Consider the following 14,291-nt stretch of genomic DNA (forward strand, 5'->3'; position numbering starts at 1 on the left):
TGGCACATCCGGGCGTCTCGCGCGGTCGCTTGCGACATGTTTCTGCTTCGCGCGAGTGCGCATCATTGGCACGTTAGTGCCTTTTTTGTGTAATAGGGAATTCCAAGGAATTTCCTATTACATAAAAAAGTGTGCACCTATCTCATAAGCTGGACTTACGCTGATAGGCAACACACTTTTTAATGGCATTTTTATGAAATTTAATAAAAAATGCACCTTGGCACATTCTTTATGGAATAATAAAAAAGAGCAGCAAAAACTGGATTTACGCTCGTTTGCCACTCGTTTCGGTATTATTATATTTCCTGTTTTAAAAAAAGTCAAACCAAAAAATCACCTGTCGGAAACAGGAATTCTGGTTATTGGTTCACGGGTAGACACTTTGGAAACCGGCACTCCCACTCTCCGCTTCAACGCCTCAATATACAGTCCCGCAAACCGTCCCGGTGTCACGCGATTGTGGGTAATGTAACCGATCTCCATATAATCGTCCACATCAAGTGGAATCGCTACAATATTCGGTCCGTTCAGTTCCTCATTGATGACACCGCTGCAGATCGTATACCCATTCAGCCCAATCAGAAGATTAAACAGGGTCGCGCGGTCGGACACCAGGATGTCCTTGCGGCTGTCCAGCGTACTGAGGATCTCCTCGGAGAAATAAAAGGAATTGTGCTCGCCCTGCTCATAGGACAGACGCGGATAAGGTTCCAAATCCGACAGGGTGATGGAACTGCGGCTTGCAAGCGGATTGGCCGCACCGATAAATACATGTGGTTTTGCCATAAAAAGCCGCGTAAATTTGAGGTCGTGTTCCCGCAGCGTCTTGCGGATCACCGTCTCGTTAAAACGGTTCAGATACAGCACGCCAACCTCGCTCCTAAGCTTCGCCACATCCTCAATCAGCTCATACGTCTGCGTCTCGCGGATACGGAAATCGTACTCTTCTCCGCCGTACTCGCGGATCAGATCGACAAACGCCTCAACGGCAAAGGAATAGTGCTGGGTGGAAACGCAGAACTGGCGTTTCTGCGGCACAGCGCCAAAATAGCGCTCCTCGATCAGGTTTGCCTGCTCGATCACCTGTCTCGCATACCCCAGAAATTCTTCCCCGTCCGGGGAAATCACCACGCCCTTGTTCGTGCGGGTAAACAGGGAAAATCCAATCTCATGCTCCAGTTCCTTGATCGCCGCCGTAAGGCTCGGCTGTGCAATATAAAGTTTTTTTGCCGCCCCGCTGATGGTTCCGGCTGCCGCCACCTCCACCACGTATTTTAACTGAAGTAATGTCATGCCCTGTTCTCCATTCTTACTGATTTTCTGTCATTTCTTTCTGAACCGCATCTGCCACAGAATCACACCAGACTCAAATCCGCCTCTAACGCACCTAGTCCACAAATTTTTCCGTCTCTTTCAGACGAACCAGCGCTCTCGCCATCGCCGCGCGGGTGCTGTAATACTCGGAAATACTCTGTTTCTGGCGCAGCCGCTCTTTCGCACGCTCTAATGCCTCCTGCGCCCGGATCCGGTCGATCTCCTCCGGTTTCTCGATCGTATCTGCCAGCAACATAACACGGTTGTTGGCGATCTCACAGAAGCCCTGCCCGACGACTGCCGCCTCCCACGGACCGTCCTCTGTCACCTGGAAACGCATTTCTCCCGCTTTGACTGCCACGATCTCGCTCTCATGGTGCGCCATGACAGCCATCTCACCGTCCACCGCCGGAAGGATCAGACAGTGGCAGACTCCCTCATAGAATGTCCGGTTGCTGGATATGATTTTTACATGAAAATCTGCCATCCGTTCCTACGCCTCCTGTTTCTCTAAAGCCTTCGCCTTTGCCACTACATCCTCGATCGTTCCGACATTGAAGAATGCTGCCTCCGGGTACGCATCCATCTCACCATCCAGAATTGCCTTAAAGCCCTTGACGGTATCCTTTAACGGCACATACTTGCCCGGTACACCGGTAAAGTTCTCCGCCACATGGAACGGCTGGGATAAGAAACGCTGTATCTTTCTTGCGCGGCCGACGGTCAGCTTATCTTCCTCAGACAACTCGTCCATACCCAGAATTGCAATGATATCCTGCAATTCCTTGTATTTCTGCAAAATCTCCTGCACCCGTCTGGCCGTCTCATAGTGTTCTTCTCCGACCACATCCGGTTCCAGAATACGGGACGAGGATTCCAGCGGATCGACCGCCGGGTAGATACCCTGTTCTACAATCTTTCTGGAAAGAACCGTAGTCGCATCCAGATGGGTAAAGGTAGTCGCCGGTGCCGGATCGGTTAAATCATCCGCCGGTACATAAACTGCCTGGATTGAAGTGACCGAACCATCTTTCGTCGAGGCAATCCGCTCCTGCAGCTCGCCCATCTCATTCGCTAACGTTGGCTGATAACCAACCGCCGACGGCATACGCCCAAGCAGCGCTGAAACCTCCGAACCTGCCTGTACATAACGGAAAATATTATCGATAAATAGTAACACATTCCGGTGCATTTTGTCACGGAAATATTCTGCCATCGTAAGCCCGGTCTCTGCAACTCTCATACGAGCTCCCGGCGGCTCGTTCATCTGTCCAAACACGAGCGCTGTCTTTTCCAGAACACCGGATGCCTTCATCTCACTCCAGAGGTCATTGCCCTCACGTGAACGCTCACCGACACCCGTAAAGATAGAATAACCGCCTTGCTCCATCGCAATATTCCGGATCAGCTCCTGAATCAGGACTGTTTTTCCGACGCCCGCGCCGCCAAACAGACCGACTTTTCCGCCCTTGGAATACGGCGCCAGAAGATCAATAACCTTGATGCCCGTCTCCAGAATCTCCGCGACTGGGCTCTGATCCTCAAATGGCGGCGGATCCCGGTGAATACACCAGTGCTCCTCACCATCCAGCTTTTCTCCTCCATCTACCGTCTCACCTAAAACATTAAACAAACGTCCAAGCGTCTTTTCGCCAACCGGAACGGAAATGCCTTCTCCCGTCGGTGTTACCTTCATGTCACGGCTCAAGCCCTCGCTTGCCGACAGCATGATGCAGCGGACGATATTATTTCCCATGTGCTTGGCAGCTTCCATCACACACGTTTTTCCCTGATTTTCTACTGTGAGCGCGTCCCGGATCTCCGGAAGGGGACCGCTCTCAAATTTCACATCGACAACCGGACCGGAAACCTGGACAATCTTGCCTTCCGGCAGGCTGGTTTCGGTCTTTTTTGTCTCTGCCGCCTGTTCTCCCATCACACTCTCATCTCCTCTTCTCGTTCTCGTCTCTGTGCAGCCGCGCCGCCGCATACTTCGGTGATCTCCTGTGTGATCGCCGCCTGCCGCGCCCGGTTGTACATCGTATTCAAATCTTTTAAAAGTGCATCCGCATTATCCGTCGCCGCATCCATCGCCATCATACGGGCATTCTGCTCGCTGCAGAACGACTCAACCAGCGCGCCGTAGATAAATCCGGCTACATAGTTCGGAACGATCGCATTCATTGCTTCCTCCGGCGTTGGCCGGAGGGAAAACTCCTCCAGCCGCACATCGACCGGAATCGTCATTCCGTGCATATCCGGCTTGGTAATCGGAAGCACCCTTTTATCCTTCGCCACACTCTGCATCACATTTTCCATTCTTGTATACAGGACATGGATCTCATCCAAATCACCCGACAAATATCGTTCCAGAAGCATTCCAGCAATCCACCTTGCCCGGTTAAACGTCGGATCCTGCGCCGTATACTGGAAATTTTCTTCAATCGGGATGTGCTGGGAGGCAAAAAACTGCCGCCCCGTCTCACCGATGACAAACAGATGTACCTCGCGGGAAGGATCCTTTAAAAATGTATCCGCCATCTTCATGATATTATGGTTATAAGCACCCGCCAGCCCTTTATCACCGGAAATAACCAGCAGCCCCGTTTTTTTCGACTGGTGTCCTTCTTTTTCAAAATAGGGGCTTTCCATGTTTGGCAGATGCCTCTGGATACGCCGGATGACATTTTGCAATGCATAGAAATACGGCTCCGTCTCTGCCAGTTCTTTTCTGGCTTTCTTTAATTTCGTCGAAGATATCAGGTACATCGCGTTCGTGATCTTGCGTGTATCCTGAATACTCCGGATCCGGTTCTGGATCTCTCTGAGTCCTGCCATCTTCCATCACCGCCTTACTGCTTATCCGGTTTTGCATCCGCTGCTGCCTCCGGCGCATTTCCCTGTGCTTTCAGGAATTTTGCCTTGTACTCGCCCACCGCCTTCGCAATCTCGCGCTGAATATCCTCGCTGAGTGTCTTCGTCGTGCGGAGTGCATCGCCCACCTGCGGGTAGGAGCTTCTCATATATTCGTAAAGACCGCCCTGAAATGTCTTCAGCTTTTCCTTCGGAATATCTACCAGCAGATGGCTCGTCGCCGCATACAGAATCACAACCTGTTCTTCCATCGAGAGCGGATGCTCAAGCGGCTGTTTTAACAGCTCCATCAGACCGCTGCCGTAGGTAAGCTGTGCCTTAGTTGCCGGATCCAGATCGGAGCTAAACTGTGTAAATACTTCCATCTCGCGGTACTGTGCCAGGTCGATACGTACGCTTCCGGCTGCCTTCTTCATCGCCTTGGTCTGTGCTGCGCCGCCGACACGCGATACCGAAAGCCCTACATTGACCGCCGGGCGCATGCCCTCGAAGAACAGCGAACTTTCCAGGAAAATCTGTCCATCTGTGATGGAAATAACGTTGGTCGGGATATACGCCGACACATCGCCCGCCTGTGTCTCGACAATCGGCAGCGCTGTGATTGAACCACCGCCCAGCTCATCCGAAAGCCGCGCCGAGCGCTCCAGCAGACGGGAATGCAGATAGAATACATCGCCCGGATATGCCTCACGTCCCGGGGAACGTTCCATCAGAAGAGACAGTGCACGGTACGCAACCGCGTGTTTCGATAAATCGTCATAGACAATCAGAACATCTTTTCCCTGATGCATGAAATATTCTGCCAGCGCCGTTCCTGCATACGGCGCGATATACTGTAAGGACGCCGGATCACTCGCCGTCGCTGCCAGCACGATGCTGTACTCCATCGCCCCGTGTTTTTCCAGTGTATGAACCAGTCTCGATACCGTTGAAGCCTTCTGACCGATCGCCACATAGATGCAGATCACGTCTTTTCCCTTTTGGTTCAGCATCGTATCCACCGCGATTGAAGTCTTACCGGTCTGGCGGTCGCCAATGATCAGCTCACGCTGTCCGCGTCCGATCGGGAACATCGAATCAATTGAGAGGATACCGGTCTCCATCGGGGTATCAACCGACTGACGTTCGATGATACCCGGCGCCGGGGACTCCACCGGACGGTATCCGGCAGCCTCAATCTTACCTTTATTATCGATCGGATTGCCCAGCGCATCTACAACACGCCCTAAAAATCCCTCGCCAACCGGTATACCTGCCATCTTGCCGGTCCGCATCGCGCGGCTTCCTTCTCCGATGGTGTTCGCATGTCCAAAGAGGATGCAGCCGATCTCCTTCGACCGGATATCCTGTACCATGCCTCTCACATCACCGTCAAACGCCACGATCTCGCCATACATTGCGTGGTCGATTCCATCCACATAGGCGATGCCGTCGCCCACCCGGCTGACCGTACCGATCTCACGGGCTGAAATGTCGATTCCATCCAGATTTCCTTTCAGAATCCCGATGATTCCCTTCTGGGTAAGGAAATCACCCGAATCCGGCTCTTTTACCAGATTCTTTAATTTATCTGCCAGTGCCCGTTTTCTTCCCTCCGTGCTCCAGTCATATTCCTCACTTCCGACCCGGAGGATAAAACCACTTCCAAGCTCCGGCTTTTCTTCCTTCACAATCCGGAGTTCCCGTCCCGGATATTTCTCCGAGAGAAATTTCCGGATTCCGGCTGCCTGTTTTTCATCCGGCTCTTTGACATATTCCAGCACACAGCGCAGATATTTATCCGGCTTTTCAAACGTCTCCGCTTCCTTAATCAGATCCGGCATCATTTTCATTGTCTGATCCTGTGCCAGCACCTCGATGATTCCCCGGACTGCCAGCGGAAACAGGCTACGAACCAGATCTTCCCGCTTCTCACGGGTCAAATCCGGATTTTCAAGCTCTGCCGGAAGCTGCGGTGTCGCAGCCAGTATCTCAGCCGCATGCTGCAGATCATCGACAGAAATCTTCTGCCTCTTTATTTCTTGTAAATAGACATCAAGTTTCTTCATTCTCCGTCGTACCCGCTTTCTTCAAAAACTCATCATAAAGAGCGCTGTCATCCGACTTCTTGTTCATCGAACCAGCCGCCGCGTCCAGAACCAGCGACAAAATTTCATGCTTCGCCTGTTCGAGCATCTTGTCCTTCTCCCGGCGTGCATCCTCGCCCGCCTTACGGATGACTTTATCTGCCTCTTTCTGGGCGTTTTCAATCAGCTGGCGTCCTTCCTCACGTGCACTCGCACGCGCCGCATCCAGCACCTTGTTTTTCTCTGCTTCTATTTCATCCTGGCAGGCTGCGTATTTCTCTTTCTCCGCCTGCGCTTCTTCCTGCATCTTTTTTGCCTCATCATACTTTTCCTGAATGGCTGTATTCCGTTTATCGATCACTTTGTTGATCGGCTTAAAGAGGAAAATACGGATAATTGCATACCAGATTAAAAGGTTGATGATCGTAAAAACCAGGTTGATGTCCAACCGTAACATAGCCTTGCCCCACCTTTCGTTTTCTATCGTATCAGCTTAAAAGAATAATAATCAAAAGGGCAATAACGAAACCATAAATAGCAGTTGCCTCGGCAAGTGCCGCACCTAACAATAGAATCTTTGTGATTTTTCCCTCTGCCTCCGGCTGTCTTGCGACTGCCTCAGTCGCCTTAGATGTGGCGATTCCGATACCAATTCCGGCTCCTGCGCCTGCAAGAACTGCCAGACCTGCTCCGATTGCAATGATTGTACCCATAATAAAGTCTCCTTTTTGTAATTTTCTATTTCTCTTCTATTACTCGATTGATTCCTTGATAAAAAGCCCTGTCAGGAAGACAAATACATACGCCTGAATCAGACCGTCAAAGATATCAAAGTAAGCGCTGAACAATACCGGAAGCCCTACCGGAAGGATGTATTCAATCAATTTCATGATGACGAACGCGCCCAGCACGTTTCCGAACAGTCGCATACACAGCGACAACGGTTTGATAAATACCTCCATGATATTGATCGGTGTCACGATGGCGATCGGCTCTGTAAAGCTCTTTAACCATCCTTTTAAACCTTTGACCCGAATCCCTGCTGTCTCAATCAGCACAATACTCATCAGCGCCAGTGCTGCCGTGACGTTCAAATCCTTGGTTGGCGGCTTGAATCCCAGTATACCAAGCAGGTTCGCCACGCCCAGATACATCAGCACGGATGTCAGATACGGCGCATAGCCTTTTCCTTCCTCTCCGAGGATTCCCTCGCCGATGCCCTGCAGCCACGTAACAGCGTTCTCCAGAAGGAGCTGTCCGCGTCCGGGATGTTCAACTTTCAGACCGTGCGTCACAATCAGTGAAACCACGAGCACCACTGCCATCATGATCCATGTAACCACAACGGATTCTGATATGCCGATCCCGCCAATTGTAAAGGCTGTCTCACAGTTCAATTCCTTGATCAGGGTCGCACCCAGATCTCCCATACTGTCACTTCCTCTCTCCGGGTTGTTCTCCCGCGGCTGCCCCGGCTATTTTTCTTTCATTTCCCGATGCCGCCACGTGTTCTAGTTACTGTTCACGCATATGTGCCCAGTAACGTTTTCTCCTGTGTCTCCACATTCTTCCCGTCTGTTCCCGATCTTACTCCCGGAAATACAAATGGTAAAATTATATTTTTTTCCTATATCCATAGATAAAATGAATGGTGATAATTATTGGTAATCGTTATTGTGGCTGGACATTTCTGGAAAAATACGATAAAGTGTGACTATATTTGGTAAATACACGTACAGATATAAAATCAGATAAACACTGTTTCAATCAGGCAGAAACAGTCCGACATACAGAAAGGATTTCAACTACATACATGGACATCAGTTTCGACTACTACAAGGTTTTCTATGAGGTGGCTCGATGCCAGAATATTACCCAGGCGGCTTTGAATCTCTGCCTCACGCAGCCAACCGTAACAAAATACATTCATAATTTAGAAGATATGCTTCAGTGCAAACTTTTCAACCGCTCCCAAAAAGGCGTGACCCTGACCGATGAAGGGCGGATCCTGTTCCGCCAGATCAACCGTCCCTGCCAGCAGATGGGACGAGCGGAAGAGCTTTTAAAAGAATACACGAACAGTCAGAGCGGCAAGGTTTCGATCGGTGCGAGCGAGCTGACAATGCGCTTCTTTCTGCTTCCTTATATTGAACAATTCCAGCAGCGTTTTCCGAATGTGACCGTGCAGATTCATTCCAACTCTGCGCCGATCACCGCTTCTTCCTTAAAGGCCGGGGAAAATGACTTTGCCGTCATCATTTCTCCGATCCACGAGATCATGAAGGATCTGGATCTGGTTCACGTGATGCCGGTTGCCGAGTTCCAGGACATCGTCATTGCCGGAAACCGTTTTTCCGAGCTGCAGAACCGCACACTCTCCCTTGAAGAGCTCTGTATGCACCCACTTGTCAGCATGGAGTCCGGCACAACGACGCGGCTTTTTTGGGACAATCTCTTTGAGGAACAGGGGCTGGATCTGCGCCCGAGCATCGAAGTTTCTTCCAACGACCTGATCGCCCCGACCGTCTCCCACAATCTGGGAATCGGCTTTGTTCCCTCGGAATTTGCCCGGAACTACCTGCTCAACTACCGCGTGTTCCAGCTTCACCTAAATATCCCTATCCCGAAGCGCCAGATCCTCGTCTTGCAAAACCCGATGCGCCCGCTGACGCCGGCGGCACAGGCATTTCTGGATATGCTGAAACAGCCGGTGCAGGAAAGTATAGGGAATGGACAGCCGGTCTTGTTACACCCATAGGGATTTTCACTAAAAATACCCTGTCGGTCGGATTTTAATGCTCCTGACAGGGTATTTTTGTTTGTAATCTACAAGCTTCTAACCTCTTCATATAAATGAAAGTGATTTTTTCTAAATTCCAGAAGCCCTTCCCGCTGCATTTTCCCCAGCTCTGCCGACAGCGCCGACCGGTCCACACCCAGATAGTCGGCGAGCTGCTGGCGATTGAATGGGATATCAAATCTCTCGCTCTCATTTTTTACCGCCTGATCGGAGAGATACGACAGAAGCCGTCCCCGGATGGATTTCGACGATGTATTGAAGATCCGACGGGACAGCTGCAAGTTTTTCTGCGCCGAGATTGCAAGCAGATTGCGGATAAGCTGCGTGTGATGTCCGCAAGAATTGGGACACTGCGACAGCATTTTTCCAACATTTAAAAACAGCACTTCCGTCACCTCCGCTGCAAACACATCGACCAGCAGCTTTTCCCCCGGCACGCACGCATATGTCTCCGCAAAAATCTGTCCCGGTTCTACCCGGTCTAGAATGCTGCGGTTGCCCCACAGATCATCGTTGACAATCATCACACTTCCGTGCATCACCACACCCAAAGATGTGACCGTATTCCCCGCACGATAAATCATTTCTTCTTTTTCATAACTGCGTTCCTCCGCCCCCAGACAGGACAGCATCTCCCCGATTCCGGATTCGCCCGCGCCTCGAAACAGGGGGCTGCGGCTTAGAAGTTGCATTTCGAAGGGAGTTAAATTCAGGCTGGCGCCCGTTTTATAGTTTGATGCCATATAGATGTTGACCTTTCTGTTTTAACTAAGTGTTCTTATTATATCAAATATTTTTATATTTTTCTGCAATCTGATTTCCCGTTCTTGCACATCCATACAACTTCTGCGATAATAGAAACATTCCTATATCAAATGAAGCTTTAAACCAGAAGATTTATCGGACAGGATATTTACATAAAGAGGAGACTTTCAAATGATCGAGCCAAACCAGCTTCTTCAGACATATATCCGCCAGTATCAGGCGGCAAGCAAGAAAAAAAGAAAGACCAGTTCCCGCCCCCGCGATCTGAACGAGCGGACCAACCGGCTGTTTAAAACACTGAAACGCACCAAACCGACACAGGTCACCAGCCTCTCGCTGGAGGAATGGCACCGCCAGATCAAAAATCTGGCTTATTTTGCGTACCGTTCGCACAACGATGCTGTCACAAAGCTCATTGAAACCAGCCTGCTGCCACAACTCATCCGCCTGGATGAGGCAATGTTTCTGCCCGCCCAGCGCGATGATATTTCCGTGGATTTTCTGAATTATCTGGAAACAGAATTGGATGGTCAGCTCTGCACGCAGACACTTCTGGAGCTTTACCAGATCTATAAGCGCTACGTCATCCAGTATAAAATCATGGATCTCGTCCCATCCCGTCCAGAGCTGGAATTTCCGGAAACTATGGCGATGAACCGCCGTTTCATTCTCCACATCGGACCGACCAACAGCGGCAAGACATTTCACGCGCTGGAACGCTTAAAAACAGCAAAAACGGGCACTTACCTCGGTCCGCTGCGCCTTCTGGCGCTTGAGGTATATGAAAAAATGCACGACTGCGGCGTCCCCAGCACCATGCTGACCGGTCAGGAGTGTATCGCCGACGATGACAGCCGGATCACAGCTTCGACGATCGAGATGGCAGATTTCTCCGAGGAATACGATATTGCCGTGATTGATGAGGCGCAGCTGACCGCCGATCCAGACCGCGGGCATTGCTGGACAAAGGCGATTCTGGGACTGAAAGCCCACGAAATCCATGTCTGCATGAGTCCCGCCGCTGAATCTGCTGTCACACACCTGATCCATCTATGCGGCGACAGCCTTGCCATCTGCCGTTATCAGCGCAAAACTGCACTCATCTGTGAGGACACGCCATTTTCCTTCCCGGAAAGTGTTCTTCCCGGCGATGCACTCGTCGTATTTTCAAAAAAATCCGTGCTGGATGTGGCGGGACGTCTGGAAGAAGAAGGTATCAAGGCAAGTGTTATATACGGAAGCCTGCCGCCGGAGATCCGCCGCCGCCAGATGCAGCTTTTTACCAGCGGCAAAACCAAGGTGGTCGTCGCCACCGACGCGATCGGCATGGGACTCAACCTGCCTGTCCGGCGTATCGTATTTGTCCAGACCCAGAAATTTGACGGTACCACCCGACGCGGTCTGTCCGTACCGGAGATCAAGCAGATCGCCGGACGCGCCGGACGCTTCGGACTCTTTGACACCGGCTACGTCAATGCGATGGGGCAGGAATCCCTCGATTATATCCGGGAACAGCTTACTCAGGAGGAGGAACCGATCGAAAAAGTCAGCCTCGGTTTCCCGCAGATTCTCCTCGATCTGGACGAGCCGCTGGACGTTATCATCAAAGTCTGGAAATCCGTTGAGCCGACACCTCCGTTTGAAAAGGTCAGCGTCGATGAGATTTTAAGCCTTTATGCGCAGGCAGAACGCCACAGAGACGATATCTACGGATTCGATGACAAACGGATTCTCTACCGCATGATCAGCTGTCCCATCGATATCAAGGATCATCAGGTTGTCCTGCAATGGCTGCGCTACTGCAAGGATTACCCGGCGGACAAACGCCTGAAACACCCGGACAAAGGCGCCGGTTCCAAGCTGGGACTGCAGAAATACGAAACGTATTACCGCAAGCTCGATCTCTACTACCAGTTCTCCCACCGTTTTGACAAGATCATCGACGAGGACTGGCTCGAACAGGAACGCAGCCGCACTGAGGGTACGATCATGCGGTATTTGTCCAAGGGCAAAAAAAGCTACATCGCCCGCTGCCAGCGCTGCGGACGGATACTGCCGGTTGGATATCCGTTTAAGATTTGTGAGCCGTGTTTTCATCACAGTTCCATTATCGATTAGCCCCTGATTTTACCGTTTTATTTTCCGGCTGTTCAACACCACCAATGCTGTAAAAATCAAAAGAATGCCCAGCACATTTTCAACCCGCAGCATTTCTCCAAATACCACAATCCCAGCCACAGCTGCCACCATCGGCTCAGCAAACGCCAGAACCGAGGCTTTTCCTGCCTCCATCTGGCGGAGTCCCAGTGTGTAGCTTACAAACGGAAAAAAGGTAGATACAAGTCCCAACGCCAGCCCTTTGCCAAGAAGCGCCGGAGAGGTCATCAAGCTCGAAAACACCTCTGGTAATTTTACAAAGGGAATCAGGCTGATGGTTACAGCCATAAAAAAAGCTTTATTCTGAGGTGATGATATGATAACGGAAGATGCCATGACGACATGGGGGATACTGTTTCGGGGCAGCGCATGACGCGCTGCCTATTTTTTCGAATTTATGCTATAATACAGAAAGAGGGAATCAAATTTCAGGAAAATAAGGAGAAGTTCAATATGTATGATGTGTTAATTATCGGCGCCGGTCCCGGCGGTATCTTTTCTGCCTATGAGCTGATGGAACGTAAACCGGATTTAAAGATCGCTGTTTTTGAGGTAGGACATCCGCTGGAGCACCGTAAATGTCCCATTGATGGTGATAAGATCAAGTCCTGTATTCACTGCAAATGCTGCTCCATCATGAGTGGATTCGGCGGAGCCGGTGCATTTTCTGATGGAAAATACAACATTACCAATGATTTCGGCGGCACTCTCTATGAGTATATCGGAAAAAAGACAGCCATTGAACTGATGGAATATGTGGATGGAATCAACCTTCGTTTTGGCGGGGAGGGCACGAAGCTGTATTCCACTGCGGGAACAAAATTTAAGAAAACCTGTATGCAGCACGGCCTGCATCTTCTGGATGCTTCGGTCCGCCATCTGGGTACGGATATTAATTATATTGTTCTGGAGCACCTCTATGATCATCTGAAGAATAAGGTGGATTTCTATTTTGACTGTGCCATCGAAACCGTGGAGAAAACGGAGAAGGGTTACAAGGTTTACAGCGATGATACAACCTTTGAGGGTACGAAATGTATCATTTCCGCCGGACGAAGCGGCAGTAAGTGGATGCAGAAGGTATGCAAGGATCTGGATATCCATACGAATTCCAACCGCGTGGATCTGGGGGTCCGGGTTGAGCTGCCGGCTGAGATCTTTTCGGATCTTACGGATGAACTCTATGAGAGCAAGATCGTGTATCGCACGGAAAAATACGAGGATTACGTGCGCACCTTCTGTATGAATCCCAAGGGAGCTGTGGTAAATGAGAATACCAACGGCATCGTAACGGTAAATGGTCACAGCTACGAGGATCCTGCAAAGCAGACCCATAACACGAACTTTGCCCTTCTGGTAGCGAAACATTTTTCAGAGCCCTTCAAGAATTCCAATGAATATGGAGAGAGTATTGCAAAACTCAGCAACATGCTGGGCGGTGGCGTAATTGTGCAGCGTTTTGGAGACCTGATCCGCGGAAAAAGAAGCACGCAGCAGCGAATCAATGAATCTTTTACGGTTCCAACCCTCAATGCGGCTGCCGGTGATCTGAGCCTGGTTCTCCCAAAACGGATTCTGGACGGTATTATCGAGATGATTTATGCCCTGGATAAGGTGGCACCGGGTACGGCGAATGATGACACGCTTCTCTATGGAGTGGAGGTAAAATTCTACAACATGGAGGTGGAAGTGGATCACAACCTGATGACCTGTCATGATGGACTCTACGTCATCGGTGACGGCAGCGGTATTACCCATTCCCTTTCCCATGCATCTGCCAGCGGTGTCTATGTGGCACGGCAAATCGCGGAGGCAATTTAATAATAAACGGTCAGAAATGTCTATTAAAAATGGATAAGATGCAGCCCCTATCGTCTGCCATCTTATCCATCTCATTTCACTTCTTTAGCTTACCAACATCTCATTCAGATGCATTTTCCTTGATTCCCACTCAGATCCCCAACTTCCGAAACAACGCATACAATTCTTCTGCCTCGTCCATCGAAGGTTTCCATCCATATTGTTTCAAATCGACGCGGTCGCCGTCCTCGGTGGAGTCCACCCGTATTCCATCCTGTTCCAGCAGTTTTTTCTGCTGTCCCGGATAGTCGAACGCCGCTGCGCCGCTTAGAAAGCCCTTGGAATTAATCACCCTGAATGCCGGGACATCGCCCAGGCGGTTGGTGCGGAGTGCATATCCCACCTGGCGGGAATGGCGCGGCGCACCGCACAGGAGCGCGACCTGACCGTAAGTCGTCACGCAGCCGTCCGGAATGCGCCTAAATACTTCTTCCATTCTCCGATAGATGTCCATA

14 protein-coding genes are annotated in these 14,291 nt (G+C 50.5%); 3 read left to right on the forward strand and 11 right to left on the reverse strand.

Annotated elements, in window-relative coordinates; genetic code table 11:
- Window positions 1-333 precede the first annotated feature (333 nt).
- From DW739_RS08105 to DW739_RS08140, 8 genes are all read right to left on the reverse strand, one after another.
- Window positions 334-1,293 (reverse strand): LysR family transcriptional regulator, encoded by a 960-nt coding sequence (locus tag DW739_RS08105; protein ID WP_118468162.1) that lies wholly within the window; start codon window positions 1,291-1,293, stop codon window positions 334-336.
- Between the two features lie 94 nt (window positions 1,294-1,387).
- Complete coding sequence (atpC, locus tag DW739_RS08110) at window positions 1,388-1,801, reverse strand: ATP synthase F1 subunit epsilon (RefSeq protein WP_107000516.1); 414 nt, start codon at window positions 1,799-1,801, stop codon at window positions 1,388-1,390.
- 6 nt (window positions 1,802-1,807) lie between these two features.
- Window positions 1,808-3,208, reverse strand: a complete 1,401-nt coding sequence (gene atpD / locus DW739_RS08115; RefSeq protein WP_107000980.1) for a F0F1 ATP synthase subunit beta — start codon at window positions 3,206-3,208, stop codon at window positions 1,808-1,810.
- Window positions 3,209-3,249: 41 nt separating this feature from the next.
- The gene (atpG, locus tag DW739_RS08120; protein WP_118742898.1) at window positions 3,250-4,152 is read right to left on the reverse strand and encodes an ATP synthase F1 subunit gamma; all 903 of its coding nucleotides are present in this window, start codon (window positions 4,150-4,152) and stop codon (window positions 3,250-3,252) included.
- A gap of 14 nt (window positions 4,153-4,166) precedes the next feature.
- Window positions 4,167-6,236: a F0F1 ATP synthase subunit alpha gene (gene atpA, locus DW739_RS08125; protein ID WP_118742899.1), complete on the reverse strand. Its 2,070-nt coding sequence runs from the start codon at window positions 6,234-6,236 to the stop codon at window positions 4,167-4,169.
- Window positions 6,223-6,711, reverse strand: a complete 489-nt coding sequence (locus tag DW739_RS08130; protein ID WP_117796183.1) for an ATP synthase F0 subunit B — start codon at window positions 6,709-6,711, stop codon at window positions 6,223-6,225. The genes atpA and DW739_RS08130 overlap by 14 nt, the downstream gene beginning before the upstream one ends.
- A 31-nt stretch (window positions 6,712-6,742) precedes the next feature.
- Window positions 6,743-6,967 carry an ATP synthase F0 subunit C gene (gene atpE, locus DW739_RS08135; protein ID WP_022359062.1) on the reverse strand — a complete coding sequence of 75 codons (225 nt, stop codon included), beginning with the start codon at window positions 6,965-6,967 and terminating at the stop codon, window positions 6,743-6,745.
- Window positions 6,968-7,006: 39 nt separating this feature from the next.
- Window positions 7,007-7,684 (reverse strand): F0F1 ATP synthase subunit A, encoded by a 678-nt coding sequence (locus DW739_RS08140; protein WP_107000520.1) that lies wholly within the window; start codon window positions 7,682-7,684, stop codon window positions 7,007-7,009.
- A 383-nt stretch (window positions 7,685-8,067) separates the two neighbouring features.
- On the opposite strand from DW739_RS08140, the gene DW739_RS08145 reads away from it, so the two are divergent.
- A complete protein-coding gene (locus DW739_RS08145) occupies window positions 8,068-9,012 on the forward strand; it encodes a LysR family transcriptional regulator (RefSeq protein ID WP_118491623.1) in 945 nt (314 codons plus the stop codon).
- Between the two features lie 68 nt (window positions 9,013-9,080).
- On the opposite strand, the gene DW739_RS08150 is transcribed toward DW739_RS08145, so the two are convergent.
- A complete protein-coding gene (locus DW739_RS08150) occupies window positions 9,081-9,746 on the reverse strand; it encodes a Crp/Fnr family transcriptional regulator (RefSeq protein ID WP_181357208.1) in 666 nt (221 codons plus the stop codon).
- Window positions 9,747-9,990: 244 nt separating this feature from the next.
- Here DW739_RS08150 and DW739_RS08155 point away from each other — a divergent pair, with 244 nt between their 5' ends.
- A complete protein-coding gene (locus DW739_RS08155) occupies window positions 9,991-11,937 on the forward strand; it encodes a DEAD/DEAH box helicase (protein ID WP_118742900.1) in 1,947 nt (648 codons plus the stop codon).
- A 9-nt stretch (window positions 11,938-11,946) separates the two neighbouring features.
- On the opposite strand, the gene DW739_RS08160 is transcribed toward DW739_RS08155, so the two are convergent.
- Window positions 11,947-12,264, reverse strand: a complete 318-nt coding sequence (locus DW739_RS08160; RefSeq protein ID WP_182427962.1) for an EamA family transporter — start codon at window positions 12,262-12,264, stop codon at window positions 11,947-11,949.
- Between the two features lie 165 nt (window positions 12,265-12,429).
- Here DW739_RS08160 and DW739_RS08165 point away from each other — a divergent pair, with 165 nt between their 5' ends.
- The gene (locus DW739_RS08165; protein ID WP_022359067.1) at window positions 12,430-13,797 is read left to right on the forward strand and encodes an NAD(P)/FAD-dependent oxidoreductase; all 1,368 of its coding nucleotides are present in this window, start codon (window positions 12,430-12,432) and stop codon (window positions 13,795-13,797) included.
- Between the two features lie 130 nt (window positions 13,798-13,927).
- Here the strand turns inward: DW739_RS08165 and DW739_RS08170 are convergent, their stop codons facing one another.
- Window positions 13,928-14,290 (reverse strand): MGMT family protein, encoded by a 363-nt coding sequence (locus DW739_RS08170; RefSeq protein WP_022359068.1) that lies wholly within the window; start codon window positions 14,288-14,290, stop codon window positions 13,928-13,930.
- Window position 14,291: the final 1 nt, after the last annotated feature.

It is taken from the genome of Clostridium sp. AM28-20LB (genome assembly GCF_003480665.1).
Lineage (GTDB): Bacteria > Bacillota > Clostridia > Lachnospirales > Lachnospiraceae > Otoolea > Otoolea fessa.

What these genes read in the sequence shown, in the direction of transcription:
- DW739_RS08145 (WP_118491623.1), top strand. Translation starts at nt 8,068, where the DNA reads ATGGACATCAGTTTCGACTACTACAAGGTTTTCTATGAGGTGGCTCGA.
- DW739_RS08170 (WP_022359068.1), bottom strand. Translation starts at nt 14,290, where the DNA reads ATGGACATCTATCGGAGAATGGAAGAAGTATTTAGGCGCATTCCGGAC.
- DW739_RS08130 (WP_117796183.1), bottom strand. Translation starts at nt 6,711, where the DNA reads ATGTTACGGTTGGACATCAACCTGGTTTTTACGATCATCAACCTTTTA.
- DW739_RS08165 (WP_022359067.1), top strand. Translation starts at nt 12,430, where the DNA reads ATGTATGATGTGTTAATTATCGGCGCCGGTCCCGGCGGTATCTTTTCT.
- atpC (WP_107000516.1), bottom strand. Translation starts at nt 1,801, where the DNA reads ATGGCAGATTTTCATGTAAAAATCATATCCAGCAACCGGACATTCTAT.
- DW739_RS08155 (WP_118742900.1), top strand. Translation starts at nt 9,991, where the DNA reads ATGATCGAGCCAAACCAGCTTCTTCAGACATATATCCGCCAGTATCAG.
- atpG (WP_118742898.1), bottom strand. Translation starts at nt 4,152, where the DNA reads ATGGCAGGACTCAGAGAGATCCAGAACCGGATCCGGAGTATTCAGGAT.
- atpA (WP_118742899.1), bottom strand. Translation starts at nt 6,236, where the DNA reads ATGAAGAAACTTGATGTCTATTTACAAGAAATAAAGAGGCAGAAGATT.
- atpE (WP_022359062.1), bottom strand. Translation starts at nt 6,967, where the DNA reads ATGGGTACAATCATTGCAATCGGAGCAGGTCTGGCAGTTCTTGCAGGC.
- DW739_RS08160 (WP_182427962.1), bottom strand. Translation starts at nt 12,264, where the DNA reads ATGGCTGTAACCATCAGCCTGATTCCCTTTGTAAAATTACCAGAGGTG.
- DW739_RS08150 (WP_181357208.1), bottom strand. Translation starts at nt 9,746, where the DNA reads ATGCAACTTCTAAGCCGCAGCCCCCTGTTTCGAGGCGCGGGCGAATCC.
- DW739_RS08105 (WP_118468162.1), bottom strand. Translation starts at nt 1,293, where the DNA reads ATGACATTACTTCAGTTAAAATACGTGGTGGAGGTGGCGGCAGCCGGA.
- DW739_RS08140 (WP_107000520.1), bottom strand. Translation starts at nt 7,684, where the DNA reads ATGGGAGATCTGGGTGCGACCCTGATCAAGGAATTGAACTGTGAGACA.